Consider the following 23,384-nt stretch of genomic DNA (forward strand, 5'->3'; position numbering starts at 1 on the left):
GAATGTTTCAGACGGCCTTTGCGTTTTACAGTTTAACCGAATGCTCGCGCGTTTCGTGGAACACGATATCCGGCCAGCGTTCTTGCGTCAGATTCAGGTTGACGCGGTTAGGCGCGAGGTAGGCGAGGTTGCCGCCTGCGTCTATCGACAGATTGCCTGCATTGGCTTTTTCAAATTCCGCCAGCTTTTTCTTGTCTTCGCACGATACCCAGCGCGCAGACCAGATGGATGCGCTGTCGAACACAGCTTCTACGCCATATTCGTTGGCGAGGCGCGAGGTAACAACTTCAAACTGCAACACGCCGACCGCGCCCAAAATCAAATCTGCGCCGCTCATCGGTTTGAAGACCTGTACCGCGCCTTCTTCGCCAAGCTGTTGCAAACCTTTTTGCAGTTGCTTGATTTTCAGTGGGTTTTTGATGCGGACGCTGCGGAACAGTTCGGGCGCGAAGAATGGGATACCGGTAAACGCCAGTTGTTCGCCTTCGGAGAAGCTGTCGCCGATTTGGATGTTGCCGTGGTTCGGGATACCGATGATGTCGCCCGCGTAGGCTTCTTCCACCAGCTCGCGGTCGTGCGACATGAATGTTACCACGCTGGACGCGGCGATTTCGCGGTTGATGCGCAGGTGTTTCATTTTCATGCCGCGCTCGAATTTGCCGGAGCAAACGCGCAAGAAGGCGATGCGGTCGCGGTGTTTCGGGTCCATATTGGCTTGGATTTTGAAGATAAATCCGGAGAACTTCGGCTCGTCCGGTTCGACCATGCGTACGGTCGCGTCGCGCGGTTTCGGCGCAGGCGCCCAGTCAATCAATGAATTGAGGATTTCCTGAATACCGAAGTTGTTAATCGCAGAGCCGAAGAACACGGGCGTGAGTTCGCCGGCGAGGAATTCGTCGAGATTAAACTCGTTGGAAGCAGCCTGCACCAATTCGATTTCGTCACGCAACTGCTGTATTTCAAGCGGAAAGCGTTGTTCCAGTTCGGGATTGTCGATGCCTTTGATGATGTCGAACTCGTGCGGCTGGCGCTCGCCGCCTGCGTCGAAGAGATAAATTTCGTCGTTCAGGATGTGGTACACGCCTTTGAAGTTTTTGCCCATGCCGATCGGCCAAGTGACGGGCGCGCAGCGGATTTGCAGGATGTTTTCCACTTCGTCCAGCAATTCCAAAGAATCGCGCACTTCGCGGTCGTATTTGTTCATGAACGTGACAATCGGCGTATTGCGCAGGCGGCAGACGTTCAAAAGTTTGATGGTTTGCGCTTCCACGCCTTTTGCCGCGTCGATGACCATTAATGCGCTGTCGACGGCGGTCAATACGCGGTAGGTATCTTCGGAGAAGTCCTGGTGTCCCGGCGTGTCCAAAAGGTTGACGGTGTGGTCTTTGTAGTCGAACTGCATCACGCTTGATGCCACGGAAATGCCGCGCTGCTTCTCGATTTCCATCCAGTCGGAGGTGGCGAATTTGCCGGTTTTCTTGCCTTTTACCGTACCTGCGCTTTGAATCGCACCTGAAAACAGCAGCAGTTTTTCGGTCAGCGTGGTTTTACCCGCGTCAGGGTGGGAGATGATGGCAAACGTGCGGCGGCGGCGCACTTGGTCGAGGATTTCTTGGGACATGGTTTTCTTTGCAAAAAGTTTCAGGCCGCTTTTTCAGACGGCCTGAAGGATATGGGTGTTGGAAAACAGGCTAAAATAAGGGCGTGTGCGACACGCCCTGCAATAGATTGAAAGATGCGGAATTGTACAAAAAAATGCTTGATAATTCAATGTTTGCACCAAACCGAAGGCCGTCTGAAAAGTTTCAGACGGCCTTGTGCTATGAATCGATGATTAAATATCCATCGGTTTCCATTCCGCGCCTTTTACCGGCGGCAGCCATGATTGCGTACCGCTGGAGGCAAATCCCCACAAGGTGTCGGGGAGGCCGTAATGGTCGGCGTGTGTCGGGTCGAGTTGCGTTTCGATTTCAGCTTCGCGGCCTTCACGGATTTGCGTGGCGATGTGCGGATTAATCATTACGGTTTTGCCCAATGCGATAAATTCTGCCCAGCCGGTTTCATAGGCGGCCAAAATTTGATCGGCGGTAAACAGGTTGCCCACGCCGATAAGCGGCAGTTTGCCGTTGATGCGTTCGTGGATGAACTGCATACGGGTTTGCGCAGTATCGCCGCCGCGACGGATTTTTTTATTAAATTCCCACAGGGAAACGTGCAGGTATTGCAGCGGTTTTTGTACCAATGCGTCAATCAGTGCGCCGGTTTCGGTCATGGTTAAGCCGTCATCGCCCGGCTCTTCAGGGGAGAAGCGGTAGCCGATAATGAAGTCGTCGCGCTGGTGTTTTTCACGGACGGTAACCACGGCATCGATAACGGCCAGAGGGAAGCGCATTCTGTTTTCCAAGCTGCCGCCCCATTGGTCGTTGCGGCGGTTGCTTTGAGCAGAATAAAACTGTTGGATCAGATAGGTATTGGCACCGTGGATTTCCACGCCGTCAAAACCGGCACGAAGCGCCAAATCGGCGGCTTGCGCATAAGAGGCGATGAGTGCCTCGACTTCTTCTGCGGTCGCTTCGCGTGCGTGTTCGGCTTCGCTGTCGGAAGCGCTGATTTTGTCGAGACCGTCCAAAAGGTCATCAATGGCTTTGGAACCGCCGTGATGAATTTGCAAAATCGCTTTTGCGCCTTGCTGTTGCAGGATTTGTGCGGTTTCTTTCAGGCTGTCGAGGCAATGTTCGCCTGTGGCTTCAGGTTGGCCGTGAAAGGCTTTGCCGTCTTTTTGAACCAAAGTGGCGGCAGTGATAAACATGCCCATATCGCCTGCGCGGTTGCTGAGGAAAGTACGCTCTTGGTCGCTGATCAAACCGTCGGCTTGTGAGCCGAAATGGGTCATGGGAGCGACGACAAGGCGGTTTTTGATGGTTACGCCGTTATTGAGGGTGTATGTTTGAAAGAGTGGGGCGTATTTTGGATTCATGAGATTTTGCTCTTGATAAGTGAATGGTTGGCAGAGAATTGGGCCATTCGGGAAATTATCAAGTAAACAGGCCGTCTGAAAAGTTTCAGACGGCCTGTTTATTCTTTAAGCCTTAGGATTAAAGATTAGGATTAACAATGATTTTTACTGCGGATTCGTTGTTGTGGATCAAGCGCTCGAAGCCTTCGGAAATCAATTCGTCCAGTTTGATGCGTTGGGTGATGAAAGGCTCAAGGTTGATTTTGCCTTCTTCAACCAATTTGATGGTTTCGGCGTGGTCGTTGCAGTAGGCGATGGTGCCGCGCACGTCCAGCTCTTTCATCACAACGCTGTGGACGTTGATGGTGGCGGGGTGGCTCCAAATGGATACGATGACGACTTTCGCAGTCGGACGGCATGCTTCGACCATGGTGTCCAGCACTTTGTTGACGCTGGTGCATTCGAATGCAACGTCTACGCCTTCGCCGTTGGTCAGTTTTTTCACTTCTTCAACGACATCGACTTCAGATGGGTCGAGGATGTAGTCGGCAACGCCGGCTTCGCGTGCTTTGTCTTTGCGTGCTTTGCTCAATTCGGTGATGATGACTTTGATGCCTTTGGCTTTCAATACGGCAGCCAATAACAAACCGATTGGACCTGCGCCGCCGACCAATGCGACATCGCCTTCTTTCGCACCACTGCGTACATAAGCATGGTGGCCGACAGACAGAGGCTCAATCAAAGCAGCTTGGTCTAATGGGATTTTGTCGGAAATAGGGTGTACCCAACGGCGTTTAACGGCGATTTTTTCAGACAAGCCGCCACCGCAGCCGCCCAAGCCGATGAAGTTCATGTCTTTGGAGAGGTGGTAGTTGCTGCCTTCGCCGGTAGGTACGTCGTCGCGGATGATGTAGGGCTCAACGACAACGTGTTGGCCAACTTTGATGTCGTCCACGCCTTCACCTACGGCATAAACCACGCCGGAGAACTCGTGACCCATGGTGACTGGCGCTGACTCGCCGGAGATTGGGTGCGGATGGCCGCAAGGCGGAATGAAAATCGGGCCTTCCATGAATTCGTGCAGGTCGGTACCGCAGATACCGCACCAAGCAACATTGATGCCGACAGTACCCGGAGCTACGGTTGGCTCGGGAATGTCTTCGATGCGGATGTCGCCTTTGTTATAAAAACGTGCTGCTTTCATTGTAACGCTCCTTTTTTAAAGTGGAGGCCGTCTGAAAAAGACGGTCAATTGGGGAAAGGGAAGCAGTGTGGCGTGTGAAATGTTTTTATTGATATGTTTTATGTTTGTTATTTTACTACTGATAATATGGAAATGGTTTGTCTTTGCTCAAATTAAAGTTTGTAAATGAAAAAAAAGGCCGTCTGAAATGGATAATCTGTTTTCAGACGGCCTGGGGCAATAGTTTGAATGCATTATGGTGTAGGATTATTACTTTTGCCGCGCTTCAGATGCTTTTGGTAAGCGATGACGTAGTCGGCCTTGCTTAAGCCCGCCAATACGCGGATGTGGGCGGCGGCGGATTTAGACATGGATTCCAAGGTATATCCGCCCTCCAGTACGGAAACGACACGTCCTTGACAGCTTGCCGTTGCTTGGACGATTTTGTGCGTCAGCCAGGCAAAATCGGCTTCATGCAGGTTCAGACGGCCTGTTTCGTCTTGTTTGTGCCCGTCAAAACCTGCCGAAAGCAACACCAACTCGGGGCGGAAGGCCGTGAGCTTGGGCAGCCATTGTTCGCGGATGGTCGTGCGGAAGATACGGCTGCCTGTGCCCGGTTTGAGGGGCGTATGCAGCATATTTTTATTGCCGGCGTATTGTTCTGCTTGAGGGAAGGGGAAGATGTCGGTTTCAAACAGGTTGAAAAACATCACGCGCGGATCGTCTTGGAGAATCTCCGCCGTACCATCGCCGAAGTGGACGTCGAAATCGATGACGGCGATGCGTTGCAAGCGGTATTGGGCAATGGCGTGCATCACTCCGGCGGCAACGTTGTTGATCAGGCAAAATCCGCCGGCACTGTTGCTGTGGGCATGATGGCCGGGAGGGCGGATGGCGCAAAAAGCATGCCAGGCCTTTTTGTTCATCACCATATCGACTGCCTTGATAACGGCGCCGGCCGCAAAACGGGCGGCTTGGAGGGAGTCGTGGCAGATGACGGTATCGTCGTCGATACGGTGGATTTTACCGGGGAGCGGCTGGGCGGCTTCCAACTCGTGCAGATAGTTGCGCGAGTGGACCAATGCCAGTTGTGCATCTTTGATTTCCGGTGCTTCGGTGGTTTGCAGATGACGCCAAATGCCTTCCGTTTTTAAGGCGGCTTGAATGGCGCTGATGCGTTCGGGCCTGTCGGGATGGTTGGACCCCGGCTGGTGCTGTAGGAATATCGGATGCGAAATCCATACGGTGCGGGCGTTTTTGCCAAACAAACGGCGTAGGCGGGTGCTGATGCGCCAAAGGATTTTTTTGAACATGGAACAGTATGTGTCGGACAAGTCGTAAAGACTGCTAAATATGGTTAATAAATACGGAAATACTTGGAAATTTTTCAGACGGCCTTTAGAATAGCTCAATTTTGCAGTCCAACCAATGTGTTTGATTGCAGTGTGCAGTTTTTTACTTAATCTAAAACTTGAAAGAACGGATATATTATGAATCAAGCAGTGGCTCAATTTGCCCCTTTAGTGCTGATCATGGTGGTGTTCTACTTCCTGATTATGCGTCCTCAACAAAAGAAATTCAAAGCGCACCAAGCGATGTTGGCCGCTTTGAAAGTCGGCGATAAAGTCGTTTTGGCGGCAGGTTTCAAAGGCCGTGTGACCAAAGTCGGCGAGCAATTCTACACTGTCGACATCGGTCAAGGTGCGAAAATCGAAGTGGAAGTTGAGCGCAACGCGATTGCCGCGAAAGCCGAATAATCCGTTTTTTTGCAAAAAGCCGCCTCATTTTCCGAGCGCGGCTGTTTGCCTTTATAAATAAAGCAAAGGTTTACCATGAACCGTTATCCTTTATGGAAATACCTGCTGATTGCGTTCACGATTGTGGTTGCGGCTGTTTACTCGCTGCCCAACCTTTTCGGTGAAACGCCTGCCGTACAGGTATCGACCAACCGACAAGCCATCGTGATCAACGATCAAACCCAGTCTAAAGTGGATGCCGCGCTGAAACAGGCAGGTATTCAGACTGATGGTATGTTCATCGTCGACAACTCGCTGAAAGTGCGTTTCAAAGATACCGAAACGCAACTGAAAGCGCGCGACGTCATCGAAAATACTTTGGGCGAGGGCTATATTACCGCGCTAAACCTGTTGGCAGACAGCCCTGAGTGGATGGCAAAAATCAAAGCCAATCCGATGTTCCTGGGTCTGGACTTGCGTGGCGGCGTGCATTTCACCATGCAGGTGGACATGAAAGCCGCGATGCAGAAAACGTTTGAACGTTATTCCGGCGACATCCGCCGCGAATTGCGCCGCGAAAAAATTCGTACCGGCACGGTGCATCAGGCTGAGAATGGTCTGACCGTGCCTTTACAAGATGCTGCCGATGTACAAAAAGCCTTGCCTCAGTTGCAAAAATTGTTCCCTGAAGCCACTTTAGTTGCAGACGGCAACAATATCCTGCTGACCCTGTCTGAAGAGGTAATCAATAAAGTACGCTCTGATGCAGTGAAACAAAACATCAACACTTTGCACAATCGTGTGAACGAATTGGGTGTGGCAGAGCCGGTTATCCAACAATCTGGTATTGACCGCATTGTCGTACAGCTGCCGGGTGTGCAAGATACTGCCAAAGCAAAAGATATTATCGGTCGTACCGCGACTTTGGAAGTGCGTATGGTGGAAGATGATCCGATTAAATTGCAGGAAGCCTTAAACGGTAATGTACCGAATGGTTACGAGTTGTTGTCAAGCGGTGGTGATCGTTTTGAAACTATTTTGGTTAGTAAACAAGTTGAACTGACCGGCGACAATATTAATGACGCGCAACCTAGCACTGACCAAATGGGCGCACCTTCTGTGAGCCTGAGATTGGATAGTGCAGGCGGTAGTATTTTTGGCGAATTGACTTCGGCCAATGTGGGTAAACGTATGGCTATGGTGTTGATCGACCAAGGTAAATCTGAAGTCGTCACTGCACCTAAAATCCTCGGTGCAATTACCGGTGGTCGTGTAGAAATTACTGGCAGTATGACAAAAGCAGAAGCTGAAGATACTTCATTGTTGCTGCGTGCCGGTTCGCTGGCCGCGCCGATGCAGATTGTCGAAGAACGTACCATCGGCCCGTCTTTGGGTAAAGAAAACATTGAAAAAGGTTTCCACTCTACCTTGTGGGGCTTTGCCGCCGTTGCAGCGTTTATGGTGGTTTACTACCGTCTGATGGGTTTCTTCTCTACTATCGCTTTGAGTACCAATATCTTATTTTTGGTAGGTATTTTGTCTGCCATGCAGGCAACGCTGACCTTGCCGGGTATTGCCGCGTTGGCATTGACATTGGGTATGGCGATTGACTCCAACGTATTGATTAACGAACGTATCCGTGAAGAATTACGCGGAGGCATACCACCTCAACAGGCCATCAACCTCGGTTTCCAACATGCTTGGGCAACCATTGTCGACTCTAACTTGACCTCTCTGATTGCCGGTATTGCTTTGTTGGTATTCGGTTCCGGCCCTGTACGCGGTTTTGCCGTTGTACACTGTATCGGTATTCTGACTTCGATGTATTCGTCTGTAGTCGTGTTCCGTGCTTTGGTCAACCTGTGGTACGGCCGCCGTCGCAAATTGCGGAATATTTCCATTGGTGCGGTATGGAAGCCGAAAGCTGAAATGGCAGAAGGCAAGGAGTAAAACATGGAATTATTTAAAATCAAACGCGATATTCCGTTTATGAGCTACGGCAAACTGACGACTTTTATTTCGTTGGTTACGTTTATCGCCGCCGTGTTCTTTTTGGTAACCAAAGGCCTCAATTTCTCCGTTGAATTTACCGGCGGTACGGTGATGGAAGTCCAATATCAGCAGGGCGTGGATGTGAATAAAACGCGCGAACGCCTCGATACGCTGAAAATGGGTGATGTACAGGTTCAGGCATTGGGTACGAACAAGCACATCATGATTCGCCTGCCGAACAAAGAAGGCGTAACGTCAGCCCAGCTGTCCAACCAAGTGATGGATTTGCTGAAAAAAGACAATCCTGACGTTACTTTGCGCCAAGTTGAATTCATCGGCCCTCAGGTTGGTGAAGAATTGGTTACCAATGGTTTGATGGCATTGGGCTTCGTGGTGGCAGGTATCATTGTTTATCTGTCTATGCGTTTTGAGTGGCGTTTTGCAGTGTCCGCGATTATTGCGAATATGCACGATATCGTGATTATTCTCGGCTGTTTCGCCTTCTTCCAATGGGAATTCTCTCTGACTGTCTTGGCAGGTATCTTGGCTGTTTTGGGTTATTCCGTGAACGAATCAGTGGTTGTGTTTGACCGTATTCGTGAAAACTTCCGCAAACCGCATATGCGCGGCCATACTGTTCCGGAGGTCATCGACAATGCGATTACCGCAACCATGAGCCGTACCATCATTACCCACGGTTCGACCGAGGCAATGGTTGTTTCTATGCTGGTGTTCGGCGGTGCAGCCTTGCACGGTTTCTCTATGGCGCTGACCATCGGTATCGTGTTCGGTATTTACTCTTCCGTATTGGTTGCCAGCCCGCTCTTGCTGATGTTTGGCTTGAGTCGTGAGAACATTGCCAAAGAAGTGAAGAAAAAAGAAGAAGTTGTAGTTTAATCGCTGCAATAATTCGATAAAGGCCGTCTGAAAATTGATTGAATCAGTTTTCAGACGGCCTTTTGTATTTAAATTTCAGAATATTTTGTTTTAATGAAACAGGAGGGGATAAATATGAAAGAAAAAGAAAAAATAGGAACAATATAATTTTGTGATGAATCAAGTTTATTGTCTGATATTCCCTTAATTGCTTGTCAGTCCCAACATTTTAAAACATAATACTTTTGCCCCCGATGCTGGAGTTTTACTACAAGTACATGATTTGCAAAAAATCTGTCGGGTGTGCAGACCCTGCCAATCAACCTCAAAAAAGGAAGGCCAAGAATGAAAGTAACCAGTTTCGGCGAAGTGCTGTGGGACGATTTTCCAAACGGGAAGGTATTGGGTGGTGCACCCTTGAATGTTGCTGTCCGTTTGCAGTCTTTGGGTATCGATGCTGTCATCATCAGCCGTCGCGGCGATGATGCCGATGGTGAGGAATTACTACGTCAAATTCAAAGTAAAAACGTCAATACTGATTATTTGCAGGTTTGTCACGAATGTGCGACCAGTTTGGTGAAAGTACACTTGGACAAGTCTGGCAGCGCGTCTTATGAGATTGTTTACCCTTGCGCGTGGGACAGGATTGCGGTTGATGATGCGGCAATTAAACGTGTGGCAGAATCCGATGCTTTCGTTTTTGGCAGCTTGGCAACCCGCGATGAAGTTTCGCGTAAAAGTTTGGCTGTTTTGCTGAAAGAAGCCAAATTCAAAATTTTTGACGTTAATCTGCGTAAGCCTCATTACGATATTGACCGCTTGTTGGAGACTATGAAACAGTCCGATATGGTCAAACTCAACGATGATGAGTTGTATGAATTGGCTGCGGCTTACGGCTCTCCTTATCACAGTATCGAGCAAAATATCAGCTACCTCGTTGAGCTGACCGGCGTCAAAATTCTTTGTGTGACTTTGGGTAGCCATGGCGCAGTTTTGTATAAGGACGGCGAGTTATACCGCCATTGCGGTTTCCGCGTCAAAGTGGTGGATACTGTCGGCTCCGGCGACAGCTTCCTTGGCGGTTTGACTTACAAACTGCTGAATAATGCGCCTCCTCAAGAAGCCATTGCTTTTGCTTGTGCGCTGGGTGCATTGGTGGCTTCACGTCATGGCGCGACGGCGGATATTTCTTTGGAAGAAGTTGAAGCGTTTATGAATCCTGCTTGATATTTTGACAAGAGACATAAAAAGACCGTCTGAAAACCATTAAATCAGGTTTTTCAGACGGCCTTAGTATTTTCAGGCTTTACCAATAAGTTGTAAAACATTCTAAGTTGGTATTTTTCGGGCCGCTTCCTTCTTCGGTCGGCGAACCAATCATCATCAGGCCAATGATTTTGTCTTTGTCGGCACACTCAAATGCTTCGCGCAATAATGGGCTGTTGACCCACATGCCCGTAATCCAAACATTGTCGAAGCCTTGAGCAGAAGCAGCCAGTTGTAAAGCATAGGCGGCGCAGCCGGCAGTCAACATTTGTTCCCATTCAGGTTTGGGTTTTGCTACTTCACGGTTTGGTACGAATGTAACGGCGATAATCATAGGCGCCATGTTGCCGACGCGTTCGGCCTTTTTCATGGCATCGTCGCCGAAGTTGAGTTCGGTAACGGTCTTGCTCAAAAGCTCGCGGAAACGTTGTAAGCCGGCCTCGCTTTGAATCACAGTAAAGCGGAAAGGGCGCATATTGCCGTGATCGGGTACTTGTGTTGCCGCTTGCAGCATTTGTTCCAGTTGCTCGGCATTGGGTGCCGGAGCAGTCAGTTTTTTGGAAGAACGACGCGTGGTCAGGAGATTTAAGGCATTCATTTTTATTCTTTCTTGTGAATTCGAATGAGAATAATTATATAGCAGAACGATAAATAAATCAGCAAAGGACTAAGGCCGTCTGAATTAAGGTTTCAGACGGCCTTTGAGTTTTACAGGATACCGTTGTTTTGTGTATTTTCAGTCATCAGTGCTTTGCTGATTTCGTCGGCGGTGTAGCTCTTACCGTTTCCGAATACAAAGCTGTCGACATTATTGTTGGCAATGTCATGGATGGTCAGGGTTTCGCCTGTATCTTTGATGGTTAAGACCCAATCATCACCGGTTTTCAACTGTAAATCTTTCAGCGTGAGCCCTTCTTTGAAACGGACTTGGGTATCGCTGCCACCATACGGATTAAAGGTGTCGTTGCCGCTGTTTCTGCCAAACATGATAACGGTGTTATCGGCACCCGGGTCGGTAATGGTATCGTTGCCCCCGGCCGTATCAACGATGTTGATGCCTCGGCCCAAAGTAATGGTTTCATCGCTGCGGTTGCCCCTGTATTCGACAACAGAAGTATAACGCGACAAATCTAAATCGCTGTTGTCGCTATCGGCATGGATGGTGTGGTTGAAGTTGTTGTACGCATCCCGGTTGAGTTCTTCAACGGGTTGGCCGGTGTATTGGACGATGTTTTTGTTGCCGATCATGTGCGGGATAGACAGTTTGAAGTGGTTGATCAGCTCACCCGTGCTGTATGAGGCATTGCCGTCAAACTGAAATTCAGAAATTGCACCATAAATACCGCTTTGGTTTTTGATGGTCAAAACATCGTCTGTACCTTTGATGCGGATATGCCAAGTGTCACCATCCAGCAGGGGTGGAGATACAAATTGGTTGCTGTCGGGCAGGTCGGCAATCCCGGTTTTGTCGTAACCTTTTTCAACGGTAATTTCAAGGTCGTCAAGGGTAATGCCGCCGCTAAATTTCACGACGTTGGCGTTGAGCGTATGCAGGCCGGCCTCGTTGTCGAAACCGAAGTTGTAGTCGAAAATGGTGTCGTGTCCGTAACCTTTTCCGAAAACATAAGTATCGTTGTGTTCGCCGCCTTCCAGATAATCATTGCCTGCGCCGCCGTCAAGCAGGTCGGCGCCTACATGGGCATAGAGTTTGTCGTTACCGTTGCCACCATAGAATTTATCGTCGGAAGCAGGTTCGTTGCCGTAATAGGTTTCGCTGTGTTCGCGCAAGATGTCATCGCCGTCGTGGCCATAGAGGGTGTCTTGGCCGTCATTGCCGCCGTTGATTTCATTGTTGTCTGCATTGCCATGCAAGGTATCGTCGCCGTTTGTGCCGACAAATTTAATGGTTTCGTCTTTCAGCGCTTGGAAGGCTTGTTGGAACTGCGCGGCAATATAGGTTTGGTCGTTGAACTGGAAACGGTCGATGGAAATACTGCCATCAGCGCCGATTTGGTTTTGAATCAGGGCTGAACCTTGTTCCGAAGTGATTTCCCAACTTTGGCTGCCATCATCGTTCTGAATGGTCTTCAGGTGGAGCTTGGCATTGTTCAGGCCGTCTGAAAACTTGAGGGTATTGATGCCTTGGTTATCGATAATGGTATCGTTGTCGCCGTAGATATAGGTATCGTTTCCGGCGCCGCCTTTCAGAATGTCTTTACCTTTGCCGCCCACCAAAATGTCGTCGCCTGCATCACCATTGATGACATCGTTGCCGTCGCCGCCATCCAGATAATCGTTGCCGTCGCCGCCGTTGAGGTTGTCATTGCCACCCATGCCGTAAACGGTATCATCACCGCGTCCGCTATTGAGGCGGTTGCGGCCTTCGTTACCGGTCAGGATATTATTGCTGTTGTTGCCGGCGGCAAAAATATTGGCAGAGCCGGTTAAGGTGACATTTTCGACGTGGGTAGCGGCAGTATGGGAAATGCTGCTGAATACGGTGTCTTCGCCGCCGCCAGCTTGTTCAATCACCACGTCTTTTACATCATCAACGTAGTAAGTGTCATTGCCGTCTCCGCCTTCCATAATGTCGGCACCGGCCTTGCCATCGATAATATCATCGCCGGATGTGCCGATCAGGTGGTCATTGCCGTCGCTGCCATCGATGGTCTGACCGCTTTCGGTATGTTCAGTCAGGGAAATATCGAAATATTTGGCAAAGTTGTTTACATCCAGTTTTTGTGTGCCGATGATGAATTGGGAGACTGCCGGTATTGTACCGTTTTGAGTGTATTGGTTTTTGATGGTTAAAACGGCGTTGCTGTTTTTCACGGCAATCAGCCAGTCATGGCTGCCGGTTTCGTTGTTTTGGACTTCAACGGTTAAATCGTTAAGGCTCAGGTCAGGATGAAAGCGGATGCTGTTGTGGCCTTGATTGTCGATGATGGTGTCTTGCTCGCTTTTTGCAGAGAAAAGGTAGGTATCGTCGCCTTCGCCACCTTCAAGCACATCGTTGCCTGCTTCGCCGTTGAGGATGTCATTGCCTGTTTCGCCGAAAAGACGGTCGTTGCCTTCGCCGCCGTTGATGAAATCGTTGCCACCACCGCCGTAAACGATGTCGTCGCCGCGGCCGCTGTTGAGGCGGTTGCGGCCTTCATTGCCGATGAGGATGTTGTTGCTGTTGTTGCCTGCACCGAAAATGTTGGCTGTACCGGTCAAAACAAGGTTTTTAACGTGGTTTGGAAGGGTATAGCTGACGTTGCTGCAAACCGTATCATCGCCGCCATTTGGGTTTTCAATGATTATATCGTCACTGAGGGTTACATAATAAACGTCATCTTCCGACGTGCCTATCGTTACTTGTTCAAGGAAGGAAGGTTGTAATTGCTCTAAATGTCGTAATTCAAATTGCGCATTGGAGGTGCGCATTGCTTTTTCGATTGTCATGATATTTTCTTTAGATATTGATGAGAGTAACAAGGAAGTAAACGTATCCGGCATATGGCCGGTATTGCTTAATTTGTATTGTGTTTAGGCTGTATATACTAGTGCCGAAATTTGATAAAAACAACAGAAACGTTAAGATATGACAATATATAGAGAGCCTTATCAGGCTTAGTTTGCCGTCTATTCTTTTGCCAAATGGCTTTGCCTTATGCGGCTGTTTTGTTTCTTATATACCACACATTAATTTTAATAGTTTCAAACTATGAATGGTTGTAAAAAGGCCGTCTGAAAAAAAGAAGCAGGTTTCGCATTGTAAAACCTGCTTCTGATTTTTCAGACGGCCTGTCTGATTACAGAGTACGGGCAACTTCGACGATGTCGAAACATTCGAGTTGGTCGCCTTCCATAATCTCGTTGTAGCCTTTGAGCATCAGACCACACTCGAAGCCCATGCGGACTTCTTTGACGTCGTCTTTGTAGCGTTTCAAAGAAGACAGCTCGCCGGTATGGATAACCACGTTGTTGCGGATGAGGCGGACATGGGAATCGCGTTTGACCACACCGTCGGTAACCATACAGCCTGCAATATTGCCGACTTTGGATACGCTGATGACCTGACGGATTTCGACCGTACCGGTGACTTGCTCTTTCTCTTCCGGAGAGAGCATACCGCTCATGGCGGCTTTCACGTCGTCGATGGCATCGTAAATGATGTTGTAGTAACGGATTTCCACGTTTTCATTCTCAGCCAGTTTGCGTGCGGAAGCATCTGCACGGACGTTAAAGCCGATGATGAATGCGCCGGAAGCGATGGCCAAGTTAACATCAGATTCGGTAATGCCGCCAACGCCGCTGTGCAACACGTTCACTTTCACTTCGTCAGTGGACAGTTTTTTCAGGCTGCCCGCCAAAGCTTCGTAAGAACCTTGTACGTCTGCTTTGATGATGACAGACAAGGATTGGGCTTGGTTTTCGCCCATGTTGTTGAACATGTTTTCCAGTTTCGCGGCCTGTTGTTTGGCCAAGCGCACGTCGCGGTATTTTCCTTGACGGAAGAGGGCGATTTCGCGCGCTTTTTTCTCGTCGGCCAATACCATTGCATCTTCGCCTGCGTTCGGTACGTCGGACAAGCCGAGGATTTCGACAGGGATAGACGGACCGGCTTCATTGATGGCTTTGCCGTTTTCGTCAACCATGGCACGGATTTTACCGAATGCAGTACCGGCCAGCAGCATATCGCCTTTTTTCAGTGTACCGCTTTGAACCAGTAATGTGGCAACCGCGCCGCGGCCTTTGTCCAAACGTGCCTCAACGATGATACCTTTTGCAGGTGCATCGACTGGGGCAGTCAGTTCCAAAACTTCGGCTTCGAGCAAGACGGCTTCGAGCAATGCATCGATGTTCAGGCCTTTTTTAGCGGAAACGTCGATAAACTGTACATCGCCGCCCCATTCGTCAGGCACGACTTCGTGCGCGGTCAGCTCTTGGCGGATACGCTCAGGGTTGGCGGCTTCTTTATCGATTTTGTTGACGGCAACCACAATTGGTACGCCGGCGGCTTTAGCGTGGGCAATTGCCTCGATGGTTTGCGGCATCACGCCGTCGTCGGCTGCAACCACAAGAATCACGATATCGGTTGCTTTTGCACCGCGCGCACGCATGGCGGTAAACGCTTCGTGACCCGGAGTATCCAAGAAGGTAATTACGCCGCGAGGGGTTTCAACGTGGTATGCACCGATGTGTTGGGTAATGCCGCCCGCTTCGCCTTGTACCACTTTGGCGCGGCGGATGTAGTCCAGCAGGGAAGTTTTACCGTGGTCAACGTGACCCATCACGGTAACAACCGGAGGACGCGGCAATGCTTCGGCTTCTACTGCTTCAACGCCTTCATCCAAGAATGCTTCAGGGTCGTCGGCTGCGGCAGGTTTGCCGATGTGGCCGAGTTCTTCCACCACAATCAGGGCAGTGTCTTGGTCGATGGATTGGTTGATGGTTACCATCATGCCCATTTTCATCAGGGCTTTAACCACTTCCACGCCTTTAACGGCCATTTTGTGTGCCAAGTCGGCAACGGTAATGGTTTCAGGTACCAAAACTTCGTGTACGACAGGTTCGGTCGGCGCTTGGAAGGCGTGTTGGTTTGGTTCAAGTTTGAGTTTTTTGCCTTTTTTGCCGCCGCGTACGCGCTCGTCGTCGCCATTGCGCGCATTGTTGCGGTCGCGACCACCTTTGCCGCCTTTGCCTTTGGCGTTACGGCCTTGGTTTTCTTCGTCACGGTCACGGCGGTCTTCTTTTTTACCGCGCGCGTTGTGTTCGGATTTGCCTTCGCCGGATGCTGCTTTGGCTTTCTCAGCAGGTTTGTTGCGTTCGCCTGATTTGGCTTCTTTAGTAGGTTTTGAGTCTTGATCGGCCTGTTGTTTCATGGCTTCACGGCGTGCTTGACGCTCTTGTTTTTCTTTCAACAAAGCTTCTTGATGCGCACGCAGGGCGGCGGCACGACGGGCCTCTTCATCGCGTTGAGCCTGTTCTTCCACGCTGACGACAGGTTGCGGTACGGCAGGAGCGGCAGGTTTGGCTGCCTTTTTCGCTTCTTTGCCTTTGCTGCCTTTGTCTTGTTTGGCTTTGGCAGGTTTTTTGGCTTCAACGGATTTTTCAGACGGCTTGTTGTCTGCTTTAGCCTCAACTTTTGCTTCGGCCTTGGCTTCTACGGCTTCAACCGGTTTGGCTTCTTCTTTTTTGGCTTCGGCAGGTTTGCCTTCTGCTTTTGGTGCGGCTTTGGCTGCTTTCAGTCTGGCTGCTTCGGCCTCTGCTTTGGCACGGGCTTCGGCTTTTGCGGCAGCTTCTGCTTCAGCTTTGGCTTTTTCTTCGGCAGCTTGAGCAGCTGCTTTTTCTGCTTCGGCTTTTTGGTTTTCCGCTGCTACTTTGGCTTTAGCTTCCGCTGCCAATTCTTCGGAAGAAGGAATGGTAACGGCACGGCTGCGGCGGCGCGTTTCCACTTTTACGCCGTCAACGGTGCTGACTTCGGTTTTTTTGCGGCGGATGCTGATGGTGCCGCTGTTGCTGCCGTTTTTCTTTTGCAGGTAAGCGGTCAGCAATTGTTTGTCGTCAGTGGTTATGCTGTCATTACCGCTGTTTTTATTGACCCCGGCTTCTTTCAATTGTTTAAGCAAATCATCGACGGGGCGGTTTAGTTCGGCGGCAAATTGCGCTACGGTTGTATTACTCATTCAGTACCCCCTTAGTTGTTTTCTTCAATAAACCAGTGTTCGCGTGCAGCCAAAATCACTTTTTTGGCTTCTTCTTCGTCAACACCGGTAATTTCGACCAATTCGTCAACAGACAATTCGGCCAGATCATCGCGTTGGGTAACGCCGGCTTCGGCCAGTTTGCGCAACATGTCGGAATCTACGCCGTCTAAATTGCGCATGTCTTCAGACACCTCACCCAGTTTTTCTTCTGCGGCGATGGTAATGGTCAGGATCGCGTCGCGTGCGCGATTGCGCAGGGTTTCAACGATTTCTTCGTCAAAGCCGTCAATGGCGAGCAATTCTGCCGCTGGAACGTAAGCAACTTCTTCCAAAGTGGCAAAGCCTTCTTCCACCAAGATATCGGCGGTTTCGTCGTCGATGTTCAAGTGGGTGGTGAAGAGGTTGCGGATAACGGCGTCTTCGGCGGCATTGCGCTCGTCGGCTTCTTCAACGGTCATGATGTTCAGCTGCCAGCCGGTCAGGATGGAAGCCAGGCGGACGTTTTGACCGCCGCGGCCGATGGCCAGCGCCAGTTGGTTTTCATCAACAATCACGTCAACGGCGTGTTTGTCTTCGTCAATCACGATGCGGCTCACTTCGGCAGGAGACAGCGCGTTCATCACGAATTGGGCTGGCTCAGGAGACCACAATACGATGTCAATGCGTTCGCCGGACAATTCGTTGCTCACGGCGTTAACACGGGAACCGCGCACGCCGATACAAGTACCTTGCGGGTCGATGCGTTGGTCGTTGGCTTTAACGGCAACTTTGGCGCGTTGGCCTGGGTCGCGTGCTACTTCGCGGATTTCCAACAGGCCGTCTGCAATTTCAGGTACTTCGTTGGCGTAGAGTTTGGCCAAGAAGTCGCCGCTGGTACGGCTCAAAATAACTTGTTTGCGGCCGGTATTGCCGATTTCGTCCACACGCAGGAAGAGGGCGCGGATGCGGTCGCCGCTGCGGAAGTTTTCGCGCGGAATCATTTCTTCGCGCGGAATCAGTGCGTCAAGTTTGCCCGCGACGACTTCAACGATGATGCCGTGGCGCTCGACGCGTTTTACCGTACCGGAAACGATGTCTTCTTTAGAAGCGAGGAACTCGTTCAGGTTTTGCTCGCGCTCCGCATCACGGATGCGTTGCAGGATGATTTGTTTGGCAGTTTGCGCGGCTTGGCGGCCGAAGCCTTCGTTTGGCAGCTGCTCTTCGTAGTATTCGCCGATTTGGATGGTGGTGCCGGGAATTTCTTCTTGGATTTCCTCGATGGTTTTTTCTACATCGGGGTAGGTATAGTCTTCATCGGCAACAATCAGCCAGCGGCGGAAGGTTTGGTATTCGCCGGTATCGCGGTCGATTTCGACGCGCACGTCCATGTGCTCGCGGTCGGCTTTTTTCTTGGCGGCAGTAGAGAGGGCGAATTCAAGGGCTTTGAATACGACTTCCGTTTCAACGTTTTTTTCACTTGCCAGCGCTTCGGCTAGCTGTAACATTTCGCGACTCATTTTCTAGAATCTCCAAGTAATCGGTTTTTAAAATTTAAATTCGGGGCGCAAACGGGCTTTGTCGATGTTGCTCAATTCGATTTGGGCAGTTTTGCCGTCGAAAGAGACGGTAACGATGTCGTTTTCGCAAGATTCGATGCGGCCGATGAAGTTTTTCTGACCATCAATCGGCAGGCGTGTTTTGATTTTGGCGTTCTGGCCGGCAAAGCGCACGAAGTCGGCGGCTTTTTTCAACGGACGGTCAAGGCCCGGGCTGGAGATTTCCAAACGTTTGTAGTCGATGTCTTCAACCATAAACACGCGGCTCAGATGGTTGCTGACAGTGGCGCAGTCTTCGACGGTGATGCCGCCTTCTTTATCGATGAAAACGCGTAAATCGCCTTGTGCGGTCAGTTCGAAATCGACCAGCTCGTAGCCCAAGCCGGGCAGGGTTTTATCAAGAATGCTTTGAATATCCATGCTTCTCCAGAAGTGCATAAACAAAAAAATGGCCGCGCGGCCATTTTTCGTGTGATTTGAAAAATTGGCCTATTATAACTGTTTTCAAGATAAAAGAAAAGTGTTGATTTGGCGTGGATTTTTTGAAGTGATTGCTTAAATGTAAAGGGGAGGGTTGAGGCCGTCTGAAAAGGAAATTGTTGACAAGTTTTGGTGTGGTGTTTCTTAAATTAGTTTGGAAAACAAATAATTGGTATTGCTTTGTTTTCAGACGGCCTTGGATTTTCTGATTTTTCGTGCTTGCACAATGTGCAAGGCGGTTCTACAATTTCTTCATACCCACCGAATAAGAAAGAAGGCCGCCATGTCCGCACACCCGATTTACAATTTTTCCGCAGGTCCTGCCGTATTGCCGGAAGCGGTATTGCGTACCGCGCAACAGGAAATGCTCGACTACAACGGTACGGGCTTTCCCGTGATGGCGATGAGCCACCGTTCGGATATGTTTTTGAGTATTCTGCATCATGCCGAACAAGACTTGCGCCAGCTTTTGAATATTCCGTCCAACTATAAAATCCTGTTTTTACAGGGCGGTGCGACCACGCAATTCAATATGGCGGCCATGAATCTGGCGCACGGTTTTGCGACTGCCGACGCGGTGGTAACGGGCAACTGGAGCCGTATTGCCTATGAGCAGATGAGCCGTTTGAGCAATGCCGAAATCCGTTTGGCCGCGCATGGCGGCGAGCAATATTCCTATAAAAACCTTCCTGCGGTTGAGGATTGGGATGTCAACTCGAATTCCGCGTTTGTTCATTTTGCGATTAATGAAACCGTAAACGGCTTGCAGTATCAAAATGTCCCCAAACTTTCAGACGGCCTGCCGCCGCTGGTGTGCGATATGTCGAGCGAGATTTTGTCGCGTGAGTTTGATGTATCCGATTACGGCTTGATTTATGCCGGCGCGCAAAAAAATATCGGCCCTGCCGGTGCAACTGTGGTCATTATCCGCGAGGATTTGCTGGAGCGTTGTCCAAACGATATTCCCGATGTGTTCAACTACCGCTCTCACATCAACCGCGACGGTATGTACAACACGCCTTCCACTTATGCGATTTATATGTCGGGTTTGGTGTTCCGCTGGCTGCAAACGCAGGGCGGTGTGAAAAAAATTGAAGCAGTCAATCGAATAAAGGCACAAACCTTGTATGAGACGATAGACGGCAGCGGCGGTTTTTACATCAACGATATTCATCCTGATGCGCGCTCCAAAATGAACGTGGTCTTTAAAACCGCAAGCGAAGACTTGGACCGCCGTTTTGTGTTGGAAGCCGAGTTGCAGGGCTTGTGCCTGCTTAAGGGTTATAAAACCGTCGGCGGTATGCGTGCCAGCATTTACAATGCGATGCCGCTTGAAGGCGTGAACGCGTTGGCTGACTTTATGAAAGATTTCCAACGACGTTACGGTTAAGATGAAGATATAAAAAGGCCGTCTGAAACTGGGTTTCAGACGGCCTTTTGATTTGAACAAGCCTTATTCGGTGACTTCTTCAGTAATGCTGTCGCGGTAGATGGTGCTGTCGTAAGTTGGAACAGGAGGCGGCAGCAGGTTGTCGAGTGTCAGTGCGGACGGGTTCAGCGTAGGATAGCTGCTGAAGGTTACGGAATAACCGCCGTTACCGGTACTGCGGACTTTGGCATGCGCGCCCAACGGGAAAGTGGTTTTGTTGGTGATGTGGCCGAATGGGAAGCCGGTCAACACAGGAATCTTGGCGGTGCGCGAAATGTGGTTGACGACGGCGGAGAAATCGTAGCTGGAGTCGTACACGTCGCGGATGGTGCCCATGCGGAAATCGCCGAAGATGATGGCGCGTTGTTTTTGTAAAACACCTGACAGATAAAGCGTGTTGAGCATGCGCTCGATGCGGTAGGGTTGCTCGCTGACGTCTTCGATAAAGAGGATGCCGCCTTGAATATCGGGCATGTAAGGCGTACCGGCGAGGGAGGCGAGAACGCTGAGGTTGCCGCCCCACAATGTGCCTTCAACGTTGACATCGGCGCGTTGGATGGTTGGGACATCAACGATGTTGACGTTGTTGGTCGTGCCGCGGATGAACGAATCCATGGTAAAGATGCTGGGGTCTGCTTTGCCGAATTCGCTGTACACCATCGGGCCGGCAAAGCTCATCATATTGCCTTTGGCCAACAGGGCGAGTTGGACGGCGCACACGTCGCTGAAGCCGAAGAACAATGTGCCGCGTTCGCGCATTCTGGCACCGAGTGAGGCAAATTCGATTTGCGGCAGGATGCGTGCCGCGCCGTAACCGCCGCGCAGGCCCATCAAGACTTTAGGCGTTTCGACGCGGCCGCCGGCAACGTCTTGGAAGTCGGCGGCGCGTTGGGCGTCGCTGCCGGCAAAGCGTTGGTAACGGCGGCTGCCTGCCTGTTGGTTGGTCACGGTAAAGCCTGCGTTGTAGAGGCGGGTCAGGCCGGTGGTTACGCGGTTGGGGTCTTCGGCGAAGCCTGACGGCGCAACAACGCGCAGGAGGTTGTCGCCGGAACGTGGCGGATGGGGTTGCTTAGGTTGCACGGTTTGGGCTTTCGCGGTGGTGGAAGTGGTTTTGGTTTGCGGCGTGGTGGTCGTGCCTGTACCGCAGGCTTGCAACAACCCTGCGCCTGCCGCGGCAGAGCAGGTGCGCAGGAAATGGCGGCGCGTGGTGGAAGTCATTGAGGTTTTCCTTTCGTTATATGTTCAGACGGCCTGAACTGGGCGTGTCGGACCTTGCAGGCCGTCTGAAAGTTTAAGCGATTAAGTTTTTGATTTGTTCCGGCCAATTTTCGGGCAGGGTCATGCCGTGTTCGCGTACGGGCGCGGCCCAAATCGGCGCGGGGAAGTTGGCGTCGTTTTCAAAGCGGGCGATGACGTGCCAATGCAAGTGGGGCACAACATTGCCGAGGCTGGCCAAATTGATTTTGGCCGGGTGGAAGACTTGGCGCATTGCGGCTTCAACCTGATACACCATTTCCATGATTTCGTTGCGTTCGGCAGGGGAAAGGTTGGTCATCTCGGAAACATGGTTATTCCAAATAACGCGGCAGAATGCCGGTGCGCCGGCTTCGTTGTGGACGGCGATGACGCGCAGGTTTGGCGTTTGCAGCAAAATATCTTCGTTGTCGGCAGTGCAGATGGGGCAGGTCATGGGTTTTTCTTTCTCAGTCTGAATAGGAATCGGATGATTTCAATCAGGATTTTTAGAACGAGGTAAATGGCAGTCAGAGATATGAATGCGAAAAGCCACGGTTCAGGTATAAACCACCAAAATAAATAGGAGGGCGTGATTAAGTCGGCACATTCTTCGGCACTCTTAACGTGATCGCACAAGCCAAAGCGAAAAAAATCATTGACATCATGAAAGGGCGAATAGGCGAACATAAGCGCTATGGGCATCACACAAATCAATGCAATGATGGCAATCCAAAAGAATGGTTTGAGATGTTTGAGTGCAGTCATGGATGAAATGTTATAAAAATTTTGCTGCGCCTCGGTTGGCAAGCTCGTCGGCTTTTTCGTTTTCTTGGTGTCCGGCATGGCCTTTTACCCACGTCCAGCGGACATCGTGCTGTTGAACCAAACTATCCAGCTCTTTCCATAAATCGTCGTTTTTGACCGGTTTTTTGGCGGCGGTTTTCCAGCCGTTTTTTTTCCAACCGTGTATCCAGCTTTCCATGCCGTTTTTGACGTATTGCGAGTCGGTGCAGATGACGACTTGGCAGCGGCGTTTTAAGGATTTCAGGCCTTCGATGACGGCGGTCAGCTCCATGCGGTTGTTGGTGGTTTCGGCTTCGCCGCCGAACAGTTCTTTTTCGTGCGTGCCGTAGCGCATAAACACTCCCCAGCCGCCTGCGCCGGGATTGCCTTTGCATGCGCCGTCTGTGTAGAGGTAAACGGGTTTATCCATGGGCATGTCTTTGTCGAATAAGGCGGTATCATAACATAAGGCCGTCTGAAATATCGGCAAATACGGTTTGCGCGTGTAAAATAACCTGTACTTTATCACTCGTTAAGTTGTGCTGGATTGGCGTTGGTTAAGGCTAGAGGGATGTTGAAATCCAAGACTAAAAATGCGGTTAATTAATCAGAAGATATAGCTAAATATAGGAGGAAATCGAAATAAAGGATTGAATGAAAGGATTTCTAATCGCCAAAAAGATCATTACATCAACGAGCAAGAAAATAAATACGAATTTGAAAAATGGAAAGGTTATGTGGGAATTAACTACATCTAGTGATAGATTATAAGGAACCTAAAGTAACAGTTTACCCGCTAATGAAATATGAGCTAATTATGGATTTTAAGTTTTATTGGTATATATCGTCTACATGGAAGGATGAGGTTTTGAGACCTCGTTGCTCAATGTTGAATGTAGATGAGGCTTTAAATATAGTTAATTTTTTGATTGATGATGAAGGATTAGGTATAAGCCATTTGCAAAAGTGGATAAAAAATGGTCTTGAAGAGATTGATAAAATATCTAAAAAAGAAATTCTTGAATATGATATGTGGGGGCAAACTTTAGGCGCACTAATTTTGTTAGATAAAGTAACTATTTATTGGGGTGATGAAGAGTACCCTGATGATTATCTTGAGTTTGAGCAATTTAAAACCATTTTAACTAATTGGTATAATTTCTTAATATCTGAACCCAATATAAGTAATGAAGTTTATTTTTCAGTGTAGATTAGAG

At 49.9% G+C, this 23,384-nt stretch carries 19 protein-coding genes; 6 read left to right on the plus strand and 13 right to left on the minus strand.

The features are described from left to right. Positions 1 to 25: 25 nt before the first annotated feature. The 4 genes from ACTHTY_RS00390 to ACTHTY_RS00405 form a co-directional block, all read right to left on the minus strand. The gene (locus ACTHTY_RS00390) at positions 26 to 1,621 is read right to left on the minus strand and encodes a peptide chain release factor 3 (protein WP_440366115.1); all 1,596 of its coding nucleotides are present in this window, start codon (positions 1,619 to 1,621) and stop codon (positions 26 to 28) included. A 213-nt stretch (positions 1,622 to 1,834) separates the two neighbouring features. After that, entirely contained in the window at positions 1,835 to 2,977 is a 1,143-nt protein-coding gene (locus tag ACTHTY_RS00395; RefSeq protein ID WP_314458374.1) for an NADH-dependent flavin oxidoreductase, read from the minus strand. A 118-nt stretch (positions 2,978 to 3,095) separates the two neighbouring features. After that, positions 3,096 to 4,160 carry a 2,3-butanediol dehydrogenase gene (locus ACTHTY_RS00400; RefSeq protein WP_003745670.1) on the minus strand — a complete coding sequence of 355 codons (1,065 nt, stop codon included), beginning with the start codon at positions 4,158 to 4,160 and terminating at the stop codon, positions 3,096 to 3,098. Positions 4,161 to 4,393: 233 nt separating this feature from the next. Next, positions 4,394 to 5,452, minus strand: coding sequence for a histone deacetylase family protein (locus tag ACTHTY_RS00405; protein WP_440366116.1), 1,059 nt, complete (start codon positions 5,450 to 5,452; stop codon positions 4,394 to 4,396). 177 nt (positions 5,453 to 5,629) lie between these two features. Here ACTHTY_RS00405 and yajC point away from each other — a divergent pair, with 177 nt between their 5' ends. The 4 genes from yajC to ACTHTY_RS00425 all read left to right on the plus strand — a co-directional run bounded on the left by yajC (position 5,630) and on the right by ACTHTY_RS00425 (position 9,970). Further along, on the plus strand, positions 5,630 to 5,896 hold the full coding sequence (gene yajC / locus ACTHTY_RS00410; RefSeq protein ID WP_003675720.1) for a preprotein translocase subunit YajC: 267 nt from the start codon (positions 5,630 to 5,632) through the stop codon (positions 5,894 to 5,896). A gap of 75 nt (positions 5,897 to 5,971) precedes the next feature. Then, complete coding sequence (gene secD / locus ACTHTY_RS00415) at positions 5,972 to 7,825, plus strand: protein translocase subunit SecD (protein WP_440366117.1); 1,854 nt, start codon at positions 5,972 to 5,974, stop codon at positions 7,823 to 7,825. Between the two features lie 3 nt (positions 7,826 to 7,828). Further along, positions 7,829 to 8,764 (plus strand): protein translocase subunit SecF, encoded by a 936-nt coding sequence (gene secF, locus ACTHTY_RS00420; RefSeq protein ID WP_263340965.1) that lies wholly within the window; start codon positions 7,829 to 7,831, stop codon positions 8,762 to 8,764. 324 nt (positions 8,765 to 9,088) lie between these two features. After that, a complete protein-coding gene (locus tag ACTHTY_RS00425) occupies positions 9,089 to 9,970 on the plus strand; it encodes a carbohydrate kinase family protein (RefSeq protein WP_440366118.1) in 882 nt (293 codons plus the stop codon). A gap of 79 nt (positions 9,971 to 10,049) precedes the next feature. Here ACTHTY_RS00425 and ACTHTY_RS00430 read toward each other — a convergent pair whose 3' ends face one another. From ACTHTY_RS00430 to rimP, 5 genes are all read right to left on the minus strand, one after another. Beyond that, positions 10,050 to 10,607, minus strand: a complete 558-nt coding sequence (locus ACTHTY_RS00430) for a nitroreductase family protein (protein ID WP_440366119.1) — start codon at positions 10,605 to 10,607, stop codon at positions 10,050 to 10,052. Between the two features lie 110 nt (positions 10,608 to 10,717). Next, entirely contained in the window at positions 10,718 to 13,456 is a 2,739-nt protein-coding gene (locus tag ACTHTY_RS00435; RefSeq protein WP_440366120.1) for a calcium-binding protein, read from the minus strand. A gap of 350 nt (positions 13,457 to 13,806) precedes the next feature. Then, positions 13,807 to 16,683 (minus strand): translation initiation factor IF-2, encoded by a 2,877-nt coding sequence (infB, locus tag ACTHTY_RS00440; protein ID WP_440366121.1) that lies wholly within the window; start codon positions 16,681 to 16,683, stop codon positions 13,807 to 13,809. Between the two features lie 11 nt (positions 16,684 to 16,694). Continuing rightward, positions 16,695 to 18,200, minus strand: coding sequence for a transcription termination factor NusA (gene nusA, locus ACTHTY_RS00445; RefSeq protein WP_440366122.1), 1,506 nt, complete (start codon positions 18,198 to 18,200; stop codon positions 16,695 to 16,697). Positions 18,201 to 18,227: 27 nt separating this feature from the next. Continuing rightward, positions 18,228 to 18,659, minus strand: a complete 432-nt coding sequence (gene rimP / locus ACTHTY_RS00450; protein WP_003685973.1) for a ribosome maturation factor RimP — start codon at positions 18,657 to 18,659, stop codon at positions 18,228 to 18,230. A gap of 343 nt (positions 18,660 to 19,002) precedes the next feature. Here rimP and serC point away from each other — a divergent pair, with 343 nt between their 5' ends. Next, positions 19,003 to 20,109 carry a phosphoserine transaminase gene (gene serC / locus ACTHTY_RS00455; protein ID WP_440366123.1) on the plus strand — a complete coding sequence of 369 codons (1,107 nt, stop codon included), beginning with the start codon at positions 19,003 to 19,005 and terminating at the stop codon, positions 20,107 to 20,109. A gap of 63 nt (positions 20,110 to 20,172) precedes the next feature. On the opposite strand, the gene ACTHTY_RS00460 is transcribed toward serC, so the two are convergent. The 4 genes from ACTHTY_RS00460 to rnhA form a co-directional block, all read right to left on the minus strand. After that, positions 20,173 to 21,366 (minus strand): LD-carboxypeptidase, encoded by a 1,194-nt coding sequence (locus ACTHTY_RS00460; RefSeq protein ID WP_440366124.1) that lies wholly within the window; start codon positions 21,364 to 21,366, stop codon positions 20,173 to 20,175. A 73-nt stretch (positions 21,367 to 21,439) separates the two neighbouring features. After that, positions 21,440 to 21,838, minus strand: a complete 399-nt coding sequence (locus tag ACTHTY_RS00465) for an HIT family protein (protein ID WP_300482913.1) — start codon at positions 21,836 to 21,838, stop codon at positions 21,440 to 21,442. Beyond that, on the minus strand, positions 21,835 to 22,149 hold the full coding sequence (locus ACTHTY_RS00470) for a hypothetical protein (protein ID WP_440366125.1): 315 nt from the start codon (positions 22,147 to 22,149) through the stop codon (positions 21,835 to 21,837). Before ACTHTY_RS00470 ends, ACTHTY_RS00465 begins: the two co-directional genes overlap by 4 nt. Positions 22,150 to 22,159: 10 nt before the next feature. Further along, positions 22,160 to 22,597 (minus strand): ribonuclease HI, encoded by a 438-nt coding sequence (rnhA, locus tag ACTHTY_RS00475; protein ID WP_440366126.1) that lies wholly within the window; start codon positions 22,595 to 22,597, stop codon positions 22,160 to 22,162. Between the two features lie 387 nt (positions 22,598 to 22,984). On the opposite strand from rnhA, the gene ACTHTY_RS00480 reads away from it, so the two are divergent. Next, on the plus strand, positions 22,985 to 23,377 hold the full coding sequence (locus ACTHTY_RS00480) for a hypothetical protein (protein WP_440366127.1): 393 nt from the start codon (positions 22,985 to 22,987) through the stop codon (positions 23,375 to 23,377). Positions 23,378 to 23,384: the final 7 nt, after the last annotated feature.

Origin of the sequence: Neisseria sp. P0019.S002, assembly GCF_051957155.1 — a bacterium.
Lineage (GTDB): Bacteria > Pseudomonadota > Gammaproteobacteria > Burkholderiales > Neisseriaceae > Neisseria > Neisseria perflava.